Source organism: Achromobacter sp., assembly GCF_050285585.1.
Lineage (GTDB): Bacteria > Pseudomonadota > Gammaproteobacteria > Burkholderiales > Burkholderiaceae_B > Achromobacter.
In genome coordinates this window covers 1-21,282 of record NZ_JBLZXF010000045.1, presented here as the reverse complement: position 1 = coordinate 21,282, position 21,282 = coordinate 1, and the positions used below count along the sequence as shown (strand labels likewise).

The window sequence follows — 21,282 nt, the reverse complement described above, 5'->3', positions numbered from 1 at the left end:
TTCTTGAGCTCCTGTTGTGTGTCCATGACGGAATCATCATACCAGCCGCCATTCTTGCGGAATGACGCGCTTGCTACCGCGTGCTACTTGATTTGCGTAATCTCAACGGCCGACTTGACGCCGCCCTGGTCGATGTCCTGCTTCATGACGAGGTTGACCGCCGGGCAGTACCAGTCCGTCACGGTGGTGTTCATGCCTGGGATGGGAATGGTCAGGCCCTGGAAGGTCGCCATGGTGGGATCCGAATTGCGCGTATAGGTGATCGGATGGCAGGCCTGCTTGCCCAGCGCGGTATTCAGGGAAGTCTTCTGCCCCACCGTCTTTTCGCCGATGCGCACCGTCGTGCTGGGCTGGCCGCCCACCGGGGCCTCCTTGCCGATCTTCAGGCGGAACGAGGAACCGGGCAGTTTCTGGCCGTCGCTGAGCTTGCCGTCATAGGCGAAAAGCCCCAGCATGCGAAGGTCGAACTGCCCCTCGGACGGCCGCGGCGCCTCGCCCGCGGTGGCGTAGCGCAGGAAGCTGGCCTGGCCGCCCTTGACGGTCATGAGGTAATCCAGCTTGGACTTGCCCGGCGGCAGCCCGGCGTAGCTGAACTTGGCGACGCCCTGGACGCGCGCGCGGCAGTTGTCTCCGTTTGTCTTGGTGACCTCGGCGAAGGTCAGGTCGGCGCCCAGCGCCAGGTTGCCCGTACCGGTCAGCTGCACCGCGCCGCCGTCGTGCATGAATTGGGCGTCGCACACGCCGGCCTGCGCCGCCGGGACGGCCCCCAGCGCGCCCGCCGCCAAAACAAGGGATGCCATTTTTCGCATCGTTACAGCCGCTCCATGAATCCAGAAAAAACCGCCCGCTCCAGGCGGACGGCGGATGGTGGCTTGATACTACACCGGTTGGCGCCGCCGGCGTATGTCGGAACGTGTCGGAGGCGGCCCCGCCCTGGCCGGCCCAAGGCCGGGCCCGCCAAATAATTTCCAGGCATATGGAACAAAGAAATCAAAAGTTGTGGGGATGAAGGCCCGTCCCTATGATCGAACGATATTTTCCCGGGTGGACCCGAGGCTGGCACCGATGAAGCTTTTTCCGATTTTTGCCGATCTGAAGGACCGGCTCGTCCTGGTGGTGGGCGGCGGCGCGGTCGCCGAACGCAAGACGCTCGCCCTGCTGGAAGCCTCGGCCGCCGTCGTCGTCGGCGCGCCGGAACTCACGCCGGCCCTGGCCGCGCTGGCCGCCGAGGGCCGCATCCGCCACCGCGCGGGCCGGTTCGACCCCGCCTGGCTGGACGAGGCCTGGCTGGTCGTCGCCGCCACCGACGACCGGGACGCCAACGCCGCGGTTTCCGAGGCCGCCCAGGCCCGGCGCGTCTTCAGCAATGTGGTGGACGATCCGGAACTGTCTTCCTTCCAGGTGCCGTCCATCGTCGACCGCTCCCCGGTCATCGTCGCGATCTCTTCCTCGGGCGTGGCCCCCGTGCTGGCGCGCCGGGTCCGGGAACGCATCGAATCCCTGTTCGACCACACCCTGGGCCAACTGGCCGGGCTGGCGGCCCGCTACCGCAAGCCCATCCGGGCGAGCCACCCCGACCTGGGCGCGCGCCGCCGCTTCTACGATTGGCTGCTGGACGGCCCGGTGGCCGGGTTCCTGCGCCAGCAGCGGCCCGCCCAGGCAGAGGAGGCGTTGGCCGCCGCCCTGGAGGCGCCGCTTGCGCCGGCCGAAGGCAGCGTGGTGCTGGTCGGCGCCGGCCCGGGCGACCCAGGGTTGCTGACGCTCAAGGCCTTGCGGGCGCTGAACGAGGCCGACGTGATCCTGCACGACCGCCTGGTGAGCGACGAAGTCATGTCGCTGGCCCGCCGCGACGCCGAGCGCGTGCCGGTAGGCAAGCTGCCGGGCGAAAACCATCATGCCACACAGGCGCGCATCCACGCGCTGCTGGTGGAGCATGCGCGCGCGGGCCGCCGCGTCGTGCGGCTGAAGGGCGGCGACGCCTTCATCTTCGGCCGCGGCGGCGAAGAGCTGGAGCATCTGCGCGCGCACGGCGTGCGCTATGAGGTGATTCCGGGCATTACGGCCGCCCTCGCCTGTGCCGCCTACGCCGGCATCCCGCTGACGCACCGGGAACACGCCCAGTCCGTGCGCCTGATCACCGCGCACTGCCGCGAGGACGAAGACAACCTGGACTGGCCCGCGCTGGCGCGTGAAAGGCAGACCCTGGCCTTCTATATGGGCGTGGGGCAGCTGGATCTGCTCACCCAGCGCCTGCTGCGCCACGGCCGCTCGGCGGACACGCCGTTCGCGCTGATCGAAAATGGCAGCCGGCCGGAGCAGCGGGTGCTCTCCGGAACGCTGGAACGGCTGCCGGCGCTGGCGGCCGAACACGCTATCCGCTCCCCCGCCCTGCTGATCGTGGGCGAGGTCGCGGGGCTGGCGCCGCAACTGCGGTGGTTCGGCGAGCATCTCGACGGCCAGCTGCAAAACGTGGCGGCGTGAGGGGTGCGCCCGCAACCCATTGCTTGCCGTCTTACTCCGTTTTCTGAGTCGTGCCGAAGATGCGGTCGCCGGCGTCGCCCAGGCCCGGCATGATGTAGCCGTGCTCGTTCAGGCCGTCGTCGATGGAGGCCGTGTAGATATGGACGTCCGGGTGCTTGGCCAGCACGGTGTCGATGCCGACCGGGGCGGCCACCAGCACCAGCGCGCGGATTTCCTTGCAGCCGGCCTTCTTGAGCAGGTCGATCGCGGCCACCATCGAGCCGCCGGTGGCCAGCATCGGATCGACGATCAGCGCCAGCCGCTGGTCCAGTTCGCCCACTAGGCGCTCCAGGTAGGTGTGCGCTTCCAGCGTCTCTTCGTTGCGGGCCACGCCCACCACGCTGACCTTGGCGCCGGGAATCAGGCTGAGCACGCCGTCCAGCATGCCGATGCCCGCTCGCAGGATGGGCACCACGGTGACCTTCTTGCCGGCGATCTTCTCGACTTCCACCGGGCCGCACCAGCCCTCGACGGTTGCGGGAGCCAGCGGCAAGTCCTTGGACGCCTCGTAGGTGAGCAACGCGCCGACTTCCTGGGACAGCTCGCGGAAGCTCTTGGTGCTCAGGTCGGCGCGGCGCATGATCCCGAGCTTGTGGCGGATCAGCGGATGGCGGATTTCATGCACGGGCATGTGCGTAACACTCCAGAATATTGATGGACAGGATTTTCGCCCCAGGCGGAACCGCAATGGCGCGGCGCATCTGCGTCGCCCGCCGTCGAGCCGCATCTGGGAATCGTAACCGGGTTTGGGGCCTGTGCGAGCGTCCTTTCGGCGCCGACCGGCCCGGGGCGGGAATGATGGATTCTTCTATTGTTCAGCGAGCCATGCGATGAGCGCGTCGTCGAAGGCCCGGACGGCGCCGGCCTGTTCATGGTTCACGATGCTGACCACCACGTAGCGCTTGCCGCTGGCGCCCAGCACGTATCCGGCGATCGCGCGCACGTCGCGCAGCGACCCCGTCTTCAGGTGGGCCATGCCCGCGGTGCCGTTGCCCTTGAGGCGGCGGCGCACGGTGCCGTCCACCCCGGCGATCGCGAAGGAGGAAATGTACTCGGGCATGACGGGCGAGTTCCAGGCCAGGGTCAGCATCGACGCCAGGCTATCGGCGGACACCCGCGCGTCGCGCGACAGGCCGGCCCCGTTGTCGATGACCAGCTCGGGCATGTCCAGGCCCTGCTTGGCCAGCAGCCCCTTGGCCACGGCCTCGCTGCTGGACACGGTGGCCGGCCGCCGGCCGCGTTCGGCGCCCAGGGTCAGCAGCAGGGTGCGGGCCATGACGTTGTTGCTGCGCTTGTTGATCTGGCGGATGGCTTCGGACAGTGTCGGCGAATCGTGGGAGGCCAGGACGACGGCGTCGGGCGGCACCATGCCGGACTTGACCTGCCCCTTGAACGTGCCCCCCAGCTCCTTCCAAAGCATGCGGAACACTTCCGTGGCGTAGTCCGGCTGCGAGAGCGCCAGGCGGTACAGGCTGAATTCGCCGCAGGACCCGGCCACCTTGCCGTTCACGCGGATGGTCACGCCCTGCTGAGTGATCACCGGATCGGTCGTCACCACGGGCGGGCCCGGGCAACGGACATCGCTCCATTCGACGCGGCCTTCGATCCTCAGCCCCGGCAGCGGCGGATCGATCAGGGGAACCCATTTATTGGCGACGGGATCCGGCGTGAACAGCAGGCGCAAGGCGCCGAAACCGACCATCAGCGCGTCCGGGCTGGCGTTGTATGCGCGGTCGGGCGCGCCGTCGAAGGCGCCCGGATCGGTCGCGACCTGGCCGAAGATGCTGCGGTCGATGACCAGGTCGTTGATCTGCTTGACGCCCTTCAGGCGCAATTCCCGCAGCAGCACCCAGAGATCCTGCAGCAGGAACTGGGGATCGCCGCCGGCCTTCAGGTACAGCGGGCCGGCCAGCGCGCCCTTGGCGTCGGGCCGCGCGCCGGGCGCCGTCATGAATTCGGTGCGCCAGACGTAGTTGGGCCCCAGCTCGGAAAGCGCGGCCCAGGTCGTCACCAGCTTCATGACGGACGCGGGATTGCGGGCTTCCTTGGCATTGAGCGCCGCCATGCGCGGGCCGCCCACCTCCTGCACCACCAGGGACAGGGAACTGTCGGGCAGCTTGGTCGCCTTCCAGGCGTTCACCACGTCGGGAGGCAGGCCAGGCACCTGGGCGCTGGCTGCGCCCGCGGCGAGGACCAGCAGCCCTCCCGCCAGCCACCGCTTCAGCCCGCCCTTACGCTCGTTCGCTTGTCCCGTCATGCCACGCCCACCCAGTTGCTCGTCCAGCAAAACCGAGAGCATACAAAACCTGCGACATTTGCGGGCGTGGCGCGGGGGCCTGCCTACCGCGTTTTTATTTTTGCAGCTTCCATTTGCCGGAGGCCACGGTCGCCATTACCAGCGCGCGCTCATCCAGTCCGTTGTGATCCGTGGGACTCATCGTGACCACGCCGGTCGCCGTGGGCAGGTCCTTGACGTTTTCCAGCGCGTCGCGCAGCGCCGCCCTGAATTCGGGCGTGCCGGGCTTGGCCTTTTTCAGCGCCACGGGAATCGCCTGCTGCAGCAACAGCCCGACGTCCCAGGTGTAGGCGGCAAACAGGGACACGCTGCCCGGGCCGTTGGCGGCCTCGTATTTCTTGGCGAAGGCCTGGGCCGTGGCCTTGACGGGATTGTCGTCGGGCAGCAGGTCCGCCACCATCACCGGCCCCACCGGCACCCAGGCGCCGTCGCAGGCCGCGCCGCAAACGCGCAGGAAATCGTTGTTGGCCACGCCATGATTGAAATAGATCTTGCCCTGGTAGCCGCGCTCGCGCAGGGCCCGCGCCGGCATGGCGGCCGGCGTGCCCGAAGCCCCGACCACCACGGCGTCGGGCTTCGCGCCCACGAGCTTCAGGGTCTGGGCCACGGCCGATGTGTCCGTGGGCGCGAAGCTCTCCTTGCCCGCCACCTCGATGCCATGCTTCTTGGCCGCCTTCTCGACTTCTACCCAGAAGGTCTCGCCCAGCGCATTGTTGAAGCCGATGAAACCCAGTTTCTTCACGCCGTTGGCCGCCGCATGACGCGCGATGCCTTCGGCCATGAGGGAATCCGAGTGCGGGGTCTTGAATATCCACCGCCGCTTGTCGTCCACCGGATCGATCAGCCGGGCCGACGACGCCAGCGTGATCACCGGCGTGGCGCCGGTGGCCACCGTGTCCAGCATGGCCATCGTATTGGGCGTGGTGGTGGAACCGACGATCAGGTCCACCTGGTTCTCCGAGATCAGCTTGTGGGAATTGCTGACGGCCCGGGTGGTGTCGGAGGCGTCGTCCAGCACCACGTATTCGACCTTGACTCCGCCGATCTCGGTGGGCAGCAGGCTGATGGTGTTGCGTTCGGGTATGCCCAGGGACGCCTGGGGACCGGTCGTGGACAGGGTCGCCCCTATCTTCACTTGGGCCAGCGCGGGCGCGGCGCCCAGGGCCAGCAGGGCCGCCAGCGCGGCGGATGTCAGGGTGCGGCGAGGGGTCATGCGCAGTCTCCTTTGGTGGGCGGATATCGTTATGCGTTGCGCCGATCCGCCACGGCGTGGAACTCGGTTATACGGCGGGAACGTCCTTCGGAGCCACGCCCGACAAGGGCATGGCCTCCTCCATCAGGCGCTGCATGGAATCCAGCACCAGGTCCTGCGGCATGAGCCCGAAGTTGTGCAGGCTCATGACGTGGTCCAGCCCCATTTCGGCCAGGCGCGCAAGCTTGCCGGCCACCGTCCGGGGCGACCCGAACAGCGAGAGGCCGCTGGCGATGATGTCGTCGTACACCTGCTTGCGGGCGTACAGACGGGTATCCACATAGAGGTCGAATGCCCGGGACGCGCGCTCGCGGGCCTTTTCGTCCGTCGGCGCCACGTGCGTGTGCAGGGCCACGGCGGCCATGCCGGCGGCGTCCTCGATGCCCGCCTCGGCCAGCCCGCGGCGGTAGTCCTGCATCATTTGGCCGATTTCCTCGAAATCGTCCACCGCGGCATAGGGCACGAACAGCATGCGGCGGCCCTGGCGGCCGACGTGATAGGCCGCCTCGCGGCGCAGGATCGCGACGTACAGGGGCACGGGATCCTGCACCGGCTGCACGTTCAGGCGCACCCCGCGGATCGTGTTGAACCTGCCTTCGTGGGTAACCCGCTCTCCTTGCAGCAGGCGCTCGACTAGCATCAGGTTCTCATCGAAACGCTCGCGCTTGGCGGCGGGGTCCACGCCATAGCCATCGAACTCGTGCTTCAGGTAGCCCGACCCCACGCCCAACGCCAGCCTGCCTTGTGAAAGCTGGTCCACCAAGGCATAGTTTTCCGCCACCGTGAGGGGATTGTGGAAGGTCAGGATGGAGATGGCGGTGCCCAGCCGCAGCCGGCTCGTCTGCTGGGAAAGCGCCGCCAGGAAGACGGCCGGATTCGGCACCGCGCCGTACTCGTGGAAATGGTGCTCCGCCACCCAGAACGTGTCGTAACCCAGCTGCTCGGCCCGGCGCGCCTGCGCCAGGACCTGGCTGTACAGCTGGCCGAGCGTGCGCGGCTGGGACGGATAGTGGTCCTGGACCGAGAAGATGGACATCTTCATGGCTTGTCTCCGGATTTGTCCGCGTCCCGCGGTTGATGTATTTTTTAGTGATACACGTATTCTAATAAGAGACAAATCGATGTCAACAAACAGCAGCACGGGAATCCAGTCCGCCGAAATCGCCCTCGACGTGCTGACTCGGCTGGCCGATCTGGGCGGCGCCCTGTCCGTATCGGAACTGGGACGCAGCCTGGACATGCCGCGTGCCAAGGTGCACCGCTATCTTGTATCGCTCGAACGGCGCGGCTATGTGGAGCAGGATCCCGCCAGCGCCCGCTACCGCCTTGGCCCGCAGGCGCTCCATACGGGACTGGCGGCGCTGGCCGAGGTGGATTTCGTGAAGCAGGCGGCGGGCAGCCTGGACGGCCTGAGCGCGGCCATCGGCCAAACGGTATTCATTTCGGTCTGGGGCCAGCACGGTCCCACGATCGTGCAATGGCGCGACGCGCGCCTGCCGGTGACCGTCAATGTGCGGGTGGGCTCGGTGCTGCCCCTGCTCAATAGCGCCACTGGCCGCGTCTATGCCGCCTGGCTGCCCGAAGCCCTGGTCCTGCCCAGGGCGCTGTCGGAATGGGACGCGCTGCTGGGCCGGGATGCCGACGCGGCCCGGCGCCAGGACGCGGCCCGGGCGCTGGACGCCGCGGAGCCGCCCGGCGATCCCGCCGCCGCCCTGCGCCGGCAATGGCAGGCCACCCGCCAGCGCGGCTACGCCAGCGTCAGCGGCCACCTGCTGCACGCCATCGACTCGGCCGCGGTGCCCGTGCTGGATGCCCAGGGCCAGCTGGCGGGCGCCATTACCGGCCTGGGGCTGCATGGAGCGTTCGACCTGGCGCCGGAGGGCGAGCCGGTACGGGCGCTCGTCGCGGCGGCGGCTGACTGCTCGCGCCGGCTGGGGTGGAATCCCGCGGCTTGAAGGGGCCGCGGCGAAGCGCCCCGCCCGCGGCCACGCCGCGGCCAGGAACCGGCCGCTTTACAATACCGGGTTGCCCCGGGCTCGCCCGGCTCGCTTTCATACTCATTTCGCCGCCCTTTTCCGGACGGATACCCGCGTGACCCAGTCCCTCACCGTTTCCGATTTCAACTACGAACTGCCGCCTGAGCTCATCGCCCAGACGCCGGCCGCCGAACGCACGGGCAGCCGCCTGCTGCACCTGGACCGCGCCGGCCAACTGCACGACCGGCAGTTCGCCGACCTGGCCGCGCTGCTGCGCCCGCACGACCTGCTGGTCTTCAACGACACCCGCGTCATCAAGGCGCGCCTGAACGGCCACAAGATCACGGGCGGAAAGGTCGAGGTGCTGGTCGAGCGCATCACCGAACCCGACCGCGTCCTGGCCCACGTGCGCGCCAGCAAATCGCCCGGCGCCGGCATGGTGCTGCGCCTGGCGGACGCGTTCGAGGCCACGGTGCTGGGCCGCGAAGGCGAACTCTTCGACATCCGCTTCCCCGGCCCCGTGCTGGAACTGCTGGACGCCCACGGAGCGACGCCGCTGCCCCCCTACATCACCCACCAGGCCGACGCCGGCGACGACGAGCGCTACCAGACGGTCTACGCCCGCGAACCGGGCGCCGTGGCGGCCCCTACCGCCGGCCTGCATTTCGACCAGCCCACGCTGGACCGGCTGGACGCCCTCGGCGTGGCGCGCGCCTTCGTCACCCTGCACGTGGGCGCGGGCACCTTCCAGCCCGTGCGGGTGGACAACCTGGCCGATCACGTCATGCACGCCGAGTGGTTCACCGTGCCCCAGGCGACGGTGGACGCGATCGCCGCCGCCCGCGGCCGGGGCGGCCGGGTCATTGCCGTCGGCACGACCAGCGTGCGCGCCCTGGAATCCGCCGCCGCCCAGACCGAGGGGCGCACGGCGCCCGGCCTGCCGCTGGCCGCCGCCCAGGGCGACACCCGCCTGTTCATCACCCCCGGATACCCGTACCGCGTCATCGACGCCCTGGTCACCAACTTCCACCTGCCCCAGTCGACCCTGCTGATGCTGGTGTCGGCGCTGGCCGGCGTCGAACCGATACGCCGCGCCTACGCCCACGCCGTCGCCGAGCGCTATCGCTTCTTCAGCTATGGCGACGCCATGTTTATCGAGTCCCCCGCACCATGACCGGACTGAACTTCGAACTGCTCGCCACCGATGGCGGCGCCCGCCGCGGCCGTATCACGCTGAATCATGGCGTGGTCGAGACGCCCATTTTCATGCCCGTGGGCACGTACGGCAGCGTCAAGGCCATGCTGCCGCACGAACTCAAGGAGATCGGCTCGCAGATCGTGCTGGGCAACACCTTCCACCTGTGGCTGCGCCCGGGCACGGAAATCATGGAAAAGCACGGCGGCCTGCACGGTTTCATGCAATGGGACAAGCCCATCCTGACGGACTCGGGCGGCTTCCAGGTATTCAGCCTGCAGGGCATGCGCAAGATCACCGAGGAAGGCGTGAAGTTCGCCTCCCCGATCGACGGCGCGCGCCTGTTCCTGACGCCGGAAGAGTCCATGCGCATCCAGCGCTCGCTGAACTCCGACATCGTCATGGTGTTCGACGAATGCACGCCCTATGAAATCGACGGGCGGCCCGCCACCGTCGAGGAGGCCGCCCGCTCGATGCGCATGTCGCTGCGCTGGGCGCGCCGCTCGCGCGAGGAATTCGACCGCCTGGGCAATCCCAACGCCCTCTTCGGCATCGTCCAGGGCGGCATGTACGAATCGCTGCGCGATGAATCCCTGGCCGGGCTGCAGGACATCGGTTTCCACGGCTACGCCATCGGCGGCCTGTCGGTCGGCGAGCCCAAGGAAGACATGATGCGCATCCTGGCGCACGTGACGCCCAAGCTGCCGGCGCAGGCGCCCCGCTACCTGATGGGCGTGGGCACGCCCGAAGACCTGGTCGAAGGCGTCTCCCGCGGCGTGGACATGTTCGACTGCGTCATGCCCACCCGCAACGCCCGCAACGGCTGGCTGTTCACCCGCTTTGGCGACGTCAAGATCCGCAACGCCAAGTACCGCGACGACACCCGCCCGCTGGACCCGAGCTGCGGTTGCCACACCTGCGCGACCTTCTCCCGGGCGTACCTGCACCACCTGCAGCGGGCCAACGAGATCACCGGGGCGCGCCTGAATACCCTGCACAACCTGCATTTCTATCTGACCATCATGAAGGAAATGCGGGAAGCCATCGCCGAGGGCCGCTTCGACGCCTGGCGCGCCCAGTTCGCCGCCGACCGCAAGCGGGGGGTGGATTAGAATTTCAGAAGTCCGCCGGCCCAGGGGCCACGTCCCTGCCGCGCCGGCAATCCGCGATGCGCGCGCACCGGCGGGCGGCGGAACCTATATACAATAGTCGGCTTGCCCTATCCATGGCTCGCGCGGGGATGGGCGCAGAAAAACATAAACACGACCCTCCAAACAAACTAAACGCAGGAGAATTCAATGTCCGTTATCGATACCGCCAGCCTCGTCGTGGCCCAGGCCGCCCCTGAAGGCAATGCGCTGATGGGCATGCTGCCCATCATCCTGATGTTCGTGATCCTCTATTTCCTGATGATCCGTCCCCAGATGAAGCGCCAGAAGGAACACCGCAATCTGCTCGCCGCCCTGGCCAAGGGCGATGAAGTGGTCACCGCCGGCGGCATGCTCGGCAAGGTCACCAAGGTCAACGACAGCTATGTCACGGTGGAAGTCTCGGAACTGGCCGACAAGCCCGTCGAAGTGATCATGCAGAAGTCCTCGGTCTCGACCGTGCTGCCCAAGGGAACCATCAAGGCCCTGTAAGCGTCCCAACGGAGCCCTGATCGGGCTCTTGCGCTTGATGGCTCCTCCCGCCGCCCGCCGCGCCTGCCGCTCGGGCGGCCCTTTTATCACTCTCACATGAAGTAGCCGGCAATGAACCGCTATCCTCTCTGGAAGTACATTACGGTCCTGATCGCGGTCATCATTGGCCTGCTGTATACGCTTCCGAACTTCTACGGCGAATCCCCCGCCGTCCAGGTTTCCAGCGCCAAGGCCACCGTGAAGGTGGATACCGCCATGCTGGGCCGGGTCGAGCAGGTGCTGGCCGACGCCAAGATTCCCAATGAAGGGGTCTACTACGAACAAAACGGCACGCTCGGCACCGTGCGCGCCCGCTTCACCTCGACCGACCTGCAACTGCAGGCCCGTGACCTTCTCGACAGATCCCTCAACACCGTCGCCGGCGACCCCCATTACACGGTCGCGCTGAACCTGCTGCCCGCCTCGCCCTCCTGGATGCGCGCCATGGGCTGGTTCGCGCCCAAGCCGATGTATCTGGGCCTGGACCTGCGCGGCGGCGTGCACTTCCTGCTGCAAGTGGACATGCAGGGCGCCCTGACCGCCCGCTACGATTCCCTCGCCGCCGACGTCCGCTCGGTGCTGCGCGACCAGAAGGTCAACGTGGCCGGCGTCGAACGCTCGGGCCTGGGCATCGCCGCCACCTTCGCCAACACGGCCGACCGCGACCGCGCCATCTCCACCCTGCGCAGCCGCCTGCCCGACCTGGAGTTCGCCGAGCGCGAGGAAAACGGCAAGCCCCTGCTGATGGGCGCCCTGAATCCCGCCGCCGTGACCCGCGTGCAGGATTCCGCGCTGAAGCAGAACATCAACACGCTGCACAACCGCATCAATGAACTGGGCGTGGCCGAACCGGTCATCCAGCAGCAAGGCTCCGACCGCATCGTGGTCCAGCTGCCCGGCGTGCAGGACGTGGCCAAGGCCAAGGAACTGCTGGGCCGCACGGCCACGCTGGAAATCCGCATGGTCGACGACTCCCCCGCCGCGCAGGCCGCGCTGCTGGGCGGCACCGTGCCTTTCGGCCTCGAACGCTACAACGACCGCGACGGCCGTCCGATCCTGGTTCGCCGCCAGGTCATCCTGACCGGCGAAAACCTGCAGGACGCCCAGCCCGGCCGCGACTCGCAGACCCAGCAGGCCGCCGTACACCTGACGCTGGACTCCAAGGGCGCCCGCATCTTCCGCGACGTGACCCGCGACAACGTCGGCAAGCGCATGGCCATCCTGCTGTTCGAGAACGGCAAGGGCGAAGTGGTCACGGCCCCTGTCATCCGCAGCGAAATCGCCGGCGGGCAGGTGCAGATCTCCGGCAGCATGAGCTCCGAGGAAGCCGCCGACACCGCGCTGCTGCTGCGCGCCGGCGCGCTGGCCGCTCCGATGTCCATCATCGAGGAACGCACCATCGGCCCGAGCCTGGGCGCCGACAACATTTCGAAGGGCTTCCATTCGACGCTGTACGGCTTTCTTGCCATCGCGGCGTTCATCATCCTGTACTACCACCTGTTCGGCGTGTTCTCGACGATCGGCCTGACCTTGAACGTGCTGCTGCTGCTGGCGCTGCTGTCCATGCTGCAAGCCACGCTGACGCTGCCCGGCATCGCGGCCATCGCGCTGACGCTGGGCATGGCGATCGACTCGAACGTGCTGATCAACGAGCGCATACGGGAAGAGCTGCGGGCGGGCGCCTCGCCGCAACAGGCCATCCACCACGGCTTCGAACGCGCCTGGGGCACGATTCTCGACTCGAACCTCACGACGCTGATCGTGGGTCTGGCGCTGCTGGCCTTCGGCTCGGGCCCGATCCGGGGCTTCGCCGTGGTGCACTGCCTGGGCATCCTGACCTCGATGTTCTCGTCGGTGGTGGGCGTGCGCGCGCTGGCCAACCTGTACTACGGCCGCAAGAAGAAGCTCACGACGATCTCCATCGGTGAAGTCTGGAAACCGAAGACCAACTGAACATCCGCGCGGGCGGCACGGCCGCCCGCCACCGATAAAGCCGAAGGCGAAAAATGGAATTTTTCCGTATTCACCGCACCATCCCGTTCATGCGCCACGCGCTGGTGCTGAACATCATCAGCCTCGTCACCTTCGTGGCGGCGGTCTTCTTCATCCTCACGCGCGGCTTTCACCTGTCGATCGAATTCACCGGCGGCACGGTCATGGAAGTCAACTACGCCCAGACGGCGCAGCTTGAAAACGTGCGCGGCGTCGTCTCGAAGCTGGGCTACACCGACTTCCAGGTGCAGAACTTCGGCACCTCGCACGACGTCATGATCCGCCTGCCCCTGCAGGAAGGCCAGACGTCGGCCACCCAGAGCGAAACCGTCATGGCCGCGCTGAAAGCCGCCGATTCCGGCGTCGAATTGCGCCGCGTGGAGTTCGTGGGCCCGCAGGTGGGCCAGGAGCTGCTGCACAACGGCCTGATGGCGCTGCTGGTCGTGGTCATCGGCATCATGGTGTACCTGGGCTTTCGCTTCGAATGGAAGTTCGCCGTCGCCGGCGTGATCGCCAACCTGCACGACGTGGTGATCATCCTGGGCTTCTTCGCCTTCTTCCAGTGGGAGTTCTCGCTGTCGGTGCTGGCGGGGGTGCTTGCGGTGCTGGGCTACTCCGTCAACGAATCCGTGGTCATCATGGACCGGATCCGCGAGAACTTCCGCAAGTACCGCAAGGCGGACGTGCAGGAGGTCATCAACAGCGCCATCACGCAAACGATCTCGCGGACCATCATCACGCACGGCTCGACCCAGATGATGGTGCTGGCGATGCTGTTCTTCGGCGGCCCCACCCTGCATTACTTCGCCATGGCCCTGACCATCGGCATCTGGTTCGGCATCTATTCGTCGGTGTTCGTCGCCGCCGCGCTGGCCATGTGGATGGGCGTCAAGCGCGAAGACCTGATCAAGACCGTCAAGAAGGAAGGCGAGGAAGGCGAAGCCGCCTGATCCTCTCCGCGCACAAAACCCGCCGCATCCGGCGGGTTTTTTTTGCCGCTCCGCGCGCGCCGCTTGCCAAACACATAAGTATTCGCTAATGTGTTCGCATGCTCGAAAACGACATCTTCAAGGCGCTGGCCGATCCCACCCGCCGCGCCATCTTCGAAAAGCTGGCCGCCGGCGGCATGAACGCCAGCGCGCTGCGCGCGGGCATGGAGATCAGCCAGCCGGCCATGTCCCAGCATCTTTCGGTGCTCCGCAAGGCGCGCCTGGTGCGCGAGGAAAAACAAGGCCGCTTCGTGAACTACGAAATCGACCCCGACGGCCTGGCGCTTATCGCCGGATGGCTGGCGAAGTACCGCGCTTACTGGCCCGCCCGCGTCGACGCCCTGAACGCCCTGCTCAAGGACATGGACCAATGAAGCCAACCGCCTCCGAAGACCTGCCGCAAGACATCGTGCTCGAATACGAGCTCGACGCGCCGCCGGAAAAAGTCTGGCGCGCGATCAGCATTCCCGAATTCCGTGAACAGTGGCTGCCCGAGCGCGCGCTGGCCAGCGCCGAACCCGAAGGCTCGACGCCCGCCGAGGAAGTCCGCTACCGGATGCGCGACGACGAACCGCCCTTTCTCGAAAGCCTGGTCACGTTCCAGCTGCGGCCGGCCCCAGGCGGGCGCACCATGCTCCGGATCATCCATGCGCTGGCCGACGCGCGCCTCGAATGCGCCGCAAACGACGCCGGCCCCTTCCTCATGCGCGCGGCCTGAATCCAGGCCGAACGCAACGCATCCACACACGGGAGATAGTCCATGCAGGACGTCATGCAATACGTGCCGATGGTCGTCGAGCAGTCCGGCCGGGGAGAACGGTCCTTCGACATTTACTCGCGGCTGCTGCGCGATCGCATCATTTTCCTGAACGGCGAGGTCAACGACGCCGTGTCGGCCCTGGTCTGCGCGCAGCTGCTGTTCCTGGAATCCGAAAACCCCACCAAGCCGATCCATCTGTACATCAACTCGCCCGGCGGCGTGATCACCAGCGGCCTGGCCATGTACGACACCATGCAGTACATCACCGCTCCCGTGCACACGCTATGCATGGGCACCGCCCGTTCCATGGGGTCGTTCCTGCTCATGGCGGGCGAGCCGGGCGAACGCTGCGCGCTGGCCAACGCCAGCATCCACGTGCACCAGCCCCTGGGCGGCTTCCAGGGCCAGGCATCCGACGTCCTCATCCACGCCGAGGAGATCCGGCGGACCAAGGACCGGGTCACCCGGGTGTATGCGCAACACTGCGGCCGCAGCTACGAAGAGGTCGAGCGCACGCTGGACCGGGACCGCTACATGACCGCCGAGGAAGCGCTGGAGTGGGGGCTGATAGACAAGGTGCTCAAACGGCGGGAGTTCGGCTGCTGATCCGAGGCGTCCTGCTGGGCTACCATAGCCAGATCATGAAACTCGCCATCGATCACCTCGTCATCGCCGCGCCCGATCTCGCCAGCGGCACCGGATATGTCGCCGGGTTGCTCGGCATCGCGCCCTCCGGCGGCGGCGCCCATCCCCGCATGGGCACCCACAACCGGGTCCTGGGCCTGGCCGGCGGCATCTATCTGGAAGTGATCTCCATCGACCCGAACGCCGAGGCTCCCGCGCGGCCGCGCTGGTTCGGGCTGGACCAGCCGGCCATGCGCGCCCGCCTGGAGCAGGGTCCCTTCCTGGCCCACTGGGCCGCCAGGGTGGAGGCGCCGCTGGATCTCACCCGCATGCAGGCCGAACACCCTGAACGCCTTGCCCCTGCCATCCCCATGTCGCGCGGCGACCTGCGCTGGCGGCTGACGGTGCCGGAGGACGGCAGCCTGCCCGCCTGGCGCGAGGCCGGCCATGCCGCCGGCGACGGCCTGCTGCCCACGCTGATCCAATGGGACGTGCCGGACTCTCCCGGCGTCAGCCTGGCGCGCCAGGACCTGGCCCTGGTCCAGCTCTCGGGCAGCCATCCCCAGGCGGGACTGCTGCGCCAGGGGCTGGCCTGGCTGGGCGCCGACCACCTGATCCACGTCGAACAGGCCGACGGCCCGCCCCGCCTCAGCGCGCGCATAGAAACGGCGCAGGGCGTGAAGATCCTGACCTGACCCACGCGCAAACCATCCCCACATCCGGAGACCCATCCATGCCCGCCCCCCGCAAGCGATTCGACGAAGACCCCTACCTGGACCGTTGCGACGCCACCGTGGTCGCCGTCGGCCCCGAAGGCATCGAACTCGATGAAACGGTCTGTTATGCGCGCAGCGGCGGGCAGGCGGGCGACAGCGGCACGCTGACGCTGGCCGACGGCCGCGTGCTGGCCCTGGCGGACACGCTGTACGCGGACGACCGCCAGCGCATCCTGCACGTGCCGGACGGCGACGCGCTGCCCCAGGTCGGCGAACGCGTATCGGTGGCCATAGACTGGCCGCGCCGCCATCGGCTCATGCGGCTGCACACCTGCCTGCACCTGCTCGGTTCCCTGGTGCCCGCGCCGGTGACCGGCTGCAATATCTCGCCCGACTCCGCGCGCATCGACTTCGACCTGCCCGAGTCCACGCTGGACAAGGCCGATCTGACCGAACGCCTGAACGCGCTGATCGGCTCGGGCCTCGGCGTGAGCATCGATTGCATCACGCCGGAGCAATTGGCGGCGGAACCGGATTTGGTGCGCACGGTGGGGGCCGCTCCGCCCGCTGGCACCCGCAGCATCCGCATCGTCGAAATTCCCGGCGTGGACCGCCAGCCCTGCGGCGGCACGCACGTGGCCAACACGGGCGAGATCGGCGCCGTGGTCGTTACCAAGATCGAAAAGAAAAGCCGCAGCAACCGGCGCGTGGTGGTGAACTTCGCCTGAGGGCGAAAGGCCCCGGCATCAGCCGCCCGAAGACCGCCGCCACCATTTCCACGGCGCGCGCAGCGGCCACTGGTACCTGGCGTCCAGCACGCGCGGCGCCAGCACGTGGCCGATCAGCACCGCAATGCCTGCGGCGGTCATCACGTCGGACAGGTAGTGGTCCAGGTTGACCAGGCGGCTCACGGCGACCAGCGCCGCCAGCAGCAGGAAGACCCAGCGCCAGCGAGGCGCCAGGATGCCCAGCACCACGGCCACGGCGAACGCCGCGTAGGTATGGCTGGACGGGAATGAATTGAAAAGCTGCGCGCGGGAAAAGGACTCGCCCAGCCCGTAGACGCCCTTCTCGAAGAAAAGCTCCGGGCGCGCCCGCGCCACCGAGCGCTTCAGCACCAGCACGACCAGCCCGCCCACCGCCATGGTGGAGAGCATCAGCAGGCTGCCGCGCGCCATGCTCGCATAGCTCATGCGCACCGGGTTGCGCCAGCCGCGGGCCAGCCCGACCAGCCCGATGACGTAAAACGCCAGGGCCACGGCGATGTAGCTGCCGCTTTCTCCCAGCTCGCCGACCCATTCGAACGACTCGTTCACGCCTTCGGTCACCGACTGCTTGATCCAGATGGCCAGGGGCAGGTCTACCCAGAGCGCGCAGGCTCCGGCGGCCAGGGCCAGCGCGCAGCCCAGCAGCAGCCAGGTCCATGGCGAAAAGGGATTGCGGAAGCGTTCCGCCGGCAGCGCGCCCGTCGCGGCGTCGATCGCGGGAGCGGCTACCGGAGGCGTCAGGGGATTGGAGTTCATCGGTGCCGCGTCAGGGAAATGATAAATATTACTGGAATCTGAAAGCCAGCTTGATAGTTATCGTAACGGCCGCGGCGGGCAAGGCCAAGAAACAAATTCACGCAAGCGTTAAAATTCGCGGTTTCCCACCTTCCTGCCCCCGGGATCTACACCCGTCACGGCGACCATCATGCAAGAAATTTCCCTCAAGCGCGCGGACGCCCAGCGCGACGGCGCGAACGCCCCCCTTCCGGCCCCCGGCGCCGGCTCCCCCCGCAAGCTGTACATCCGCACCTTCGGCTGCCAGATGAACGAATACGATTCGGACAAGATGGCCGACGTGCTGCGCGGCGACCAGGGGCTGGAGCTGACCAACGATCCGGAAGAAGCCGACGTCATCCTGTTCAACACCTGTTCGGTGCGCGAGAAGGCGCAGGAAAAAGTCTTCTCCGACCTGGGCCGCGTGCAGCACCTGAAGAAGACCAATCCCAACCTGGTGATCGGCGTGGGCGGCTGCGTGGCCAGCCAGGAGGGCGAAGCCATCGTCAAGCGCGCGCCCTACGTGGACGTGGTGTTCGGCCCGCAGACGCTGCACCGCCTGCCCGAGCTGATCCAGCGCCGCCGCGAAGAAGGCCGCTCGCAGGTCGACATCAGCTTTCCCGAGATCGAGAAGTTCGACAACATGCCGCCGCCGCGCGTGGACGGCGCCACGGCCTTCGTCTCGATCATGGAAGGCTGCAGCAAATACTGCAGCTTCTGCGTCGTGCCCTATACGCGCGGCGAGGAAGTCTCGCGTCCCTTCGAGGACGTGCTGGTCGAAGTGGCCGACCTGGCCGACCAGGGCGTGAAGGAAGTCACCTTGCTGGGCCAGAACGTGAACGCCTATCGCGGGCGCATGGCCGATACCGGCGAGATCGCCGACTTCGCCATGCTGCTGGAGTACGTGCACGAAATCCCGGGCATCGAGCGCATCCGCTACACCACCTCGCATCCCAAGGAAATGACCCAGCGCATGGTGGACGCCTATGCCCGCCTGCCCAAGCTGGTGTCGTTCCTGCACCTGCCGGTCCAGGCCGGCAGCGACCGCGTCCTGGCCGCCATGAAGCGCGGCTACACCACGCTGGAATTCAAGTCCGTCGTGCGCCGGCTGCGCGCCGCCCGCCCCGACCTGACGCTGTCCTCCGATTTCATCGTGGGCTTTCCCGGCGAAACCGAGGAAGACTTCGAAAAAACCATGAAGCTGATCGAGGACGTCGGCTTCGACACCTCGTTCTCGTTCGTCTATTCGCGCCGTCCGGGCACGCCCGCCGCCGACCTGCACGACGACACGCCGCAGGACGTGAAGCTGCGCCGCCTGCAACGGCTGCAGGCGCTGATCAACGCGCAGGCCGCGGCGATCGCCCGCAACATGATCGGCACGCGCCAGCGCCTGCTGGTGGAAGGCCCCTCGCGCCGCGACCCGAACGAACTGATGGGCCGCACCGAGAACAACCGCATCGTGAACTTCGCCGCGCCCGCGCGGCTCATCGGACAAATGGTCGACGTCATCATCACCGAAGCGCATACCAATTCGCTGCGCGCGCGGGTCGCCGACGTGGACCGCGTTTCCCCAGAGGCCGAATGACCACACCCCGCTCCCGCGCCCGGCGCAGCATGCCCTCCGTCGTCGTCCTTGACGGCGACAATACCCACCTGGCCAATCTCTGCGGCCCGCTGGACGAGAACCTTCGCCAGCTGGCCGACGGCATGAACGTCAAGCTCTCGCGCCGCGGCAGCCGGGTCACCATCGAGGGCGAGCTGGCCGAGCTGGCCGCCCGGGTGCTGCGCCGCTTCCATGAGCAGGCCGTGCACCGCGCCCTGTCGGTCGACGATATCCAGCTGGGGCTCGTCGAGATCGGCGTCGGCCGGCAGGAAGAGGAACTGAAAGAAGATCTGTCCCAGGAAATGGACCCGCTGCCCGCGCTGGACGACGAAAGCGACGGCATCGCCCTGCGCACCAAGCGCAGCGACCTGCGCCCCCGCACGCCCCGCCAGCGCGACTACCTGAACAACATCCTCAAGCACGACATCACCTTCGGTGTCGGGCCCGCCGGCACCGGCAAGACCTGGCTGGCCGTGGCCTGCGCCATCGACGCCATGGAGCGCGATACCGTGCAGCGCCTGGTGCTGACGCGCCCCGCGGTGGAGGCCGGCGAGCGCCTGGGCTTCCTGCCCGGCGACCTGGCCCAGAAGGTCGATCCGTACCTGCGGCCGCTGTATGACGCGCTGTACGACCTGATGGGCTTCGAGAAGGTGCAGCGCCTGTTCGAAAAGCAGACGATCGAGATCGCTCCGCTGGCCTACATGCGCGGCCGCACGCTGAACCATGCCTTCGTCATCCTGGACGAAGCGCAGAACACCACGCCGGAACAGATGAAAATGTTCCTGACGCGGATCGGCTTCGGCAGCAAGGCCGTCATCACCGGCGACCCCTCGCAGGTGGACCTGCCGCGCGGCCAGGACAGCGGCCTGGCGCACGCGGTGAAGGTGCTGCACGACGTGCAGGGCATCGCCACCACCCGATTCACCAGCCGAGACGTGGTGCGCCATCCCCTGGTCGCCCGCATCGTCGACGCCTACGACCGCGCCTCCGAAAATGAAGCCTGACCTGTCCCTGTCCGTCCAGTATGGCGTGCAGGAAGACCGCCTCCCGCGCTGGCGCCTGCGCCGCTGGGCCGAACGCGCGCTGGCCGGCGCGGCCGAGGACGGCCTCGTGGCGTTTTCCGCCGCCGAACTCAGCCTGCGCCTGGTCGGCGCGGCCGAGGGCCGGCGCCTGAACCGCGACTTCCGCGGCCGCGACTACGCCACCAACGTGCTCACGTTCGAATACGGGGTGGATCCGCTGGGCGTGGCGCGCGGCGACATCGTCATGTGCGTGCCGGTGCTGGCGCGCGAGGCCCGCGAACAGCGCAAGGCGCTGCTGGACCACGCCGCCCACCTGACCATCCATGGCGTGCTGCACTCGCTGGGCTACGACCACATCAAGGCCCGCGACGCAAAACGCATGGAAGCGCTCGAAACCTCGCTGCTGTCCGCGATGGGAATCGCCGATCCCTACGTTGCGCCCTAGCCCGCCCCCCTCGGGTCAACCCTGAGAAATTGCCGATAATTGGCGCTCAGCAAGGCGCAGATGGCAGCGGTTACCCTCATTTTGGGCGCCGGCGTTACAAATCGGAAGCCAGTATCGGTTATGCTGGCTCCTCCATAACTTGTCCTTCCGGACGATGTCTGACCCTTATCCTGCCCCCGAAGCGACGCCTGCTCGCTCAGCCAAACCCGCCACAAAATCCCTTCTAGACCGCCTGCTTTCCCTCGTGCGCCGCGAGCCCGAGGACCGCGAAGGCATCAAAGCCGTTCTGGAAGCCGCGCACGACCGCCAGCTGCTCGACGCGGAGTCCTACAAAATGATCAAGGGCGCGCTGGCCGTGTCCGAGGGCACCGTGGGCGACATCATGGTCCCGCGCTCCCGCATGGATCTGCTCGACGTCACGCAACCCATCCCGAACCTCGTGGCCTCGGTGATCGAGACCGCGCATTCGCGCTTCCCCGTCTACGAAGGCGACCGCGACAACATCATCGGCATCCTGCTGGCCAAGGACCTGCTGCGCTGCATGCTGGAACCCGGCATCGAAGTGCGCACGCTGGTCCGGCCGGCCGTGTTCATTCCCGAATCCAAGCGCCTGAACGTGCTGCTGCACGAGTTCCGCGCCAGCCGCAACCACCAGGCCATCGTCATCGACGA

The 21,282-nt window shown here is 67.4% G+C and carries 22 protein-coding genes; 16 read left to right on the top strand and 6 right to left on the bottom strand.

The annotated features are described in order from the left end of the window. Nucleotides 1–83: 83 nt before the first annotated feature. On the bottom strand, nucleotides 84–809 hold the full coding sequence (locus ACN6PJ_RS28790; RefSeq protein WP_427999144.1) for a hypothetical protein: 726 nt from the start codon (nucleotides 807–809) through the stop codon (nucleotides 84–86). A gap of 256 nt (nucleotides 810–1,065) precedes the next feature. Between ACN6PJ_RS28790 and cysG the strand changes: the two genes are divergently transcribed. Next, nucleotides 1,066–2,481 (top strand): siroheme synthase CysG, encoded by a 1,416-nt coding sequence (cysG, locus tag ACN6PJ_RS28785; RefSeq protein ID WP_427999143.1) that lies wholly within the window; start codon nucleotides 1,066–1,068, stop codon nucleotides 2,479–2,481. A gap of 31 nt (nucleotides 2,482–2,512) precedes the next feature. On the opposite strand, the gene upp is transcribed toward cysG, so the two are convergent. The 4 genes from upp to ACN6PJ_RS28765 form a co-directional block, all read right to left on the bottom strand. Continuing rightward, nucleotides 2,513–3,151, bottom strand: coding sequence for a uracil phosphoribosyltransferase (gene upp, locus ACN6PJ_RS28780; protein ID WP_043544382.1), 639 nt, complete (start codon nucleotides 3,149–3,151; stop codon nucleotides 2,513–2,515). Nucleotides 3,152–3,328: 177 nt separating this feature from the next. Further along, the gene (gene dacB / locus ACN6PJ_RS28775; protein WP_427999151.1) at nucleotides 3,329–4,777 is read right to left on the bottom strand and encodes a D-alanyl-D-alanine carboxypeptidase/D-alanyl-D-alanine endopeptidase; all 1,449 of its coding nucleotides are present in this window, start codon (nucleotides 4,775–4,777) and stop codon (nucleotides 3,329–3,331) included. A gap of 94 nt (nucleotides 4,778–4,871) precedes the next feature. Further along, entirely contained in the window at nucleotides 4,872–6,029 is a 1,158-nt protein-coding gene (locus tag ACN6PJ_RS28770; RefSeq protein WP_427999142.1) for an ABC transporter substrate-binding protein, read from the bottom strand. A gap of 67 nt (nucleotides 6,030–6,096) precedes the next feature. Continuing rightward, entirely contained in the window at nucleotides 6,097–7,110 is a 1,014-nt protein-coding gene (locus ACN6PJ_RS28765; protein WP_427999141.1) for an LLM class flavin-dependent oxidoreductase, read from the bottom strand. A 79-nt stretch (nucleotides 7,111–7,189) separates the two neighbouring features. On the opposite strand from ACN6PJ_RS28765, the gene ACN6PJ_RS28760 reads away from it, so the two are divergent. From ACN6PJ_RS28760 to ACN6PJ_RS28710, 11 genes are all read left to right on the top strand, one after another. Continuing rightward, nucleotides 7,190–8,023 carry an IclR family transcriptional regulator gene (locus tag ACN6PJ_RS28760; protein WP_427999140.1) on the top strand — a complete coding sequence of 278 codons (834 nt, stop codon included), beginning with the start codon at nucleotides 7,190–7,192 and terminating at the stop codon, nucleotides 8,021–8,023. Nucleotides 8,024–8,159: 136 nt separating this feature from the next. Then, a complete protein-coding gene (gene queA / locus ACN6PJ_RS28755) occupies nucleotides 8,160–9,218 on the top strand; it encodes a tRNA preQ1(34) S-adenosylmethionine ribosyltransferase-isomerase QueA (protein ID WP_427999139.1) in 1,059 nt (352 codons plus the stop codon). Next, complete coding sequence (gene tgt / locus ACN6PJ_RS28750) at nucleotides 9,215–10,351, top strand: tRNA guanosine(34) transglycosylase Tgt (RefSeq protein ID WP_427999138.1); 1,137 nt, start codon at nucleotides 9,215–9,217, stop codon at nucleotides 10,349–10,351. The genes queA and tgt overlap by 4 nt, the downstream gene beginning before the upstream one ends. Before the next feature lie 186 nt (nucleotides 10,352–10,537). Then, the gene (yajC, locus tag ACN6PJ_RS28745) at nucleotides 10,538–10,879 is read left to right on the top strand and encodes a preprotein translocase subunit YajC (protein WP_043544388.1); all 342 of its coding nucleotides are present in this window, start codon (nucleotides 10,538–10,540) and stop codon (nucleotides 10,877–10,879) included. 111 nt (nucleotides 10,880–10,990) lie between these two features. Further along, nucleotides 10,991–12,871 (top strand): protein translocase subunit SecD, encoded by a 1,881-nt coding sequence (gene secD / locus ACN6PJ_RS28740; RefSeq protein WP_427999137.1) that lies wholly within the window; start codon nucleotides 10,991–10,993, stop codon nucleotides 12,869–12,871. A gap of 53 nt (nucleotides 12,872–12,924) precedes the next feature. Continuing rightward, a complete protein-coding gene (gene secF, locus ACN6PJ_RS28735; RefSeq protein ID WP_427999136.1) occupies nucleotides 12,925–13,860 on the top strand; it encodes a protein translocase subunit SecF in 936 nt (311 codons plus the stop codon). A gap of 98 nt (nucleotides 13,861–13,958) precedes the next feature. After that, nucleotides 13,959–14,273: an ArsR/SmtB family transcription factor gene (locus ACN6PJ_RS28730; RefSeq protein ID WP_427999135.1), complete on the top strand. Its 315-nt coding sequence runs from the start codon at nucleotides 13,959–13,961 to the stop codon at nucleotides 14,271–14,273. Continuing rightward, a complete protein-coding gene (locus tag ACN6PJ_RS28725; protein ID WP_427999134.1) occupies nucleotides 14,270–14,617 on the top strand; it encodes an SRPBCC family protein in 348 nt (115 codons plus the stop codon). The genes ACN6PJ_RS28730 and ACN6PJ_RS28725 overlap by 4 nt, the downstream gene beginning before the upstream one ends. A 42-nt stretch (nucleotides 14,618–14,659) precedes the next feature. Continuing rightward, nucleotides 14,660–15,265 carry an ATP-dependent Clp protease proteolytic subunit gene (locus ACN6PJ_RS28720; protein WP_427999133.1) on the top strand — a complete coding sequence of 202 codons (606 nt, stop codon included), beginning with the start codon at nucleotides 14,660–14,662 and terminating at the stop codon, nucleotides 15,263–15,265. Between the two features lie 35 nt (nucleotides 15,266–15,300). Then, nucleotides 15,301–15,978 (top strand): VOC family protein, encoded by a 678-nt coding sequence (locus ACN6PJ_RS28715; protein WP_427999132.1) that lies wholly within the window; start codon nucleotides 15,301–15,303, stop codon nucleotides 15,976–15,978. A gap of 38 nt (nucleotides 15,979–16,016) precedes the next feature. Next, complete coding sequence (locus ACN6PJ_RS28710; RefSeq protein WP_427999131.1) at nucleotides 16,017–16,727, top strand: alanyl-tRNA editing protein; 711 nt, start codon at nucleotides 16,017–16,019, stop codon at nucleotides 16,725–16,727. An 18-nt stretch (nucleotides 16,728–16,745) separates the two neighbouring features. Here ACN6PJ_RS28710 and ACN6PJ_RS28705 read toward each other — a convergent pair whose 3' ends face one another. Next, nucleotides 16,746–17,522 (bottom strand): phosphatase PAP2 family protein, encoded by a 777-nt coding sequence (locus ACN6PJ_RS28705; RefSeq protein ID WP_427999130.1) that lies wholly within the window; start codon nucleotides 17,520–17,522, stop codon nucleotides 16,746–16,748. A 169-nt stretch (nucleotides 17,523–17,691) separates the two neighbouring features. Between ACN6PJ_RS28705 and miaB the strand changes: the two genes are divergently transcribed. The 4 genes from miaB to ACN6PJ_RS28685 all read left to right on the top strand — a co-directional run. Beyond that, nucleotides 17,692–19,125 (top strand): tRNA (N6-isopentenyl adenosine(37)-C2)-methylthiotransferase MiaB, encoded by a 1,434-nt coding sequence (gene miaB, locus ACN6PJ_RS28700; protein ID WP_427999129.1) that lies wholly within the window; start codon nucleotides 17,692–17,694, stop codon nucleotides 19,123–19,125. After that, the gene (locus tag ACN6PJ_RS28695) at nucleotides 19,122–20,147 is read left to right on the top strand and encodes a PhoH family protein (protein WP_427999128.1); all 1,026 of its coding nucleotides are present in this window, start codon (nucleotides 19,122–19,124) and stop codon (nucleotides 20,145–20,147) included. The genes miaB and ACN6PJ_RS28695 overlap by 4 nt, the downstream gene beginning before the upstream one ends. Beyond that, nucleotides 20,137–20,610 carry an rRNA maturation RNase YbeY gene (gene ybeY, locus ACN6PJ_RS28690; RefSeq protein ID WP_427999127.1) on the top strand — a complete coding sequence of 158 codons (474 nt, stop codon included), beginning with the start codon at nucleotides 20,137–20,139 and terminating at the stop codon, nucleotides 20,608–20,610. The genes ACN6PJ_RS28695 and ybeY overlap by 11 nt, the downstream gene beginning before the upstream one ends. A gap of 154 nt (nucleotides 20,611–20,764) precedes the next feature. Beyond that, nucleotides 20,765–21,282 (top strand): CBS domain-containing protein (locus ACN6PJ_RS28685; RefSeq protein WP_427999126.1); only part of this gene is annotated, 518 nt, incomplete at its 3' end.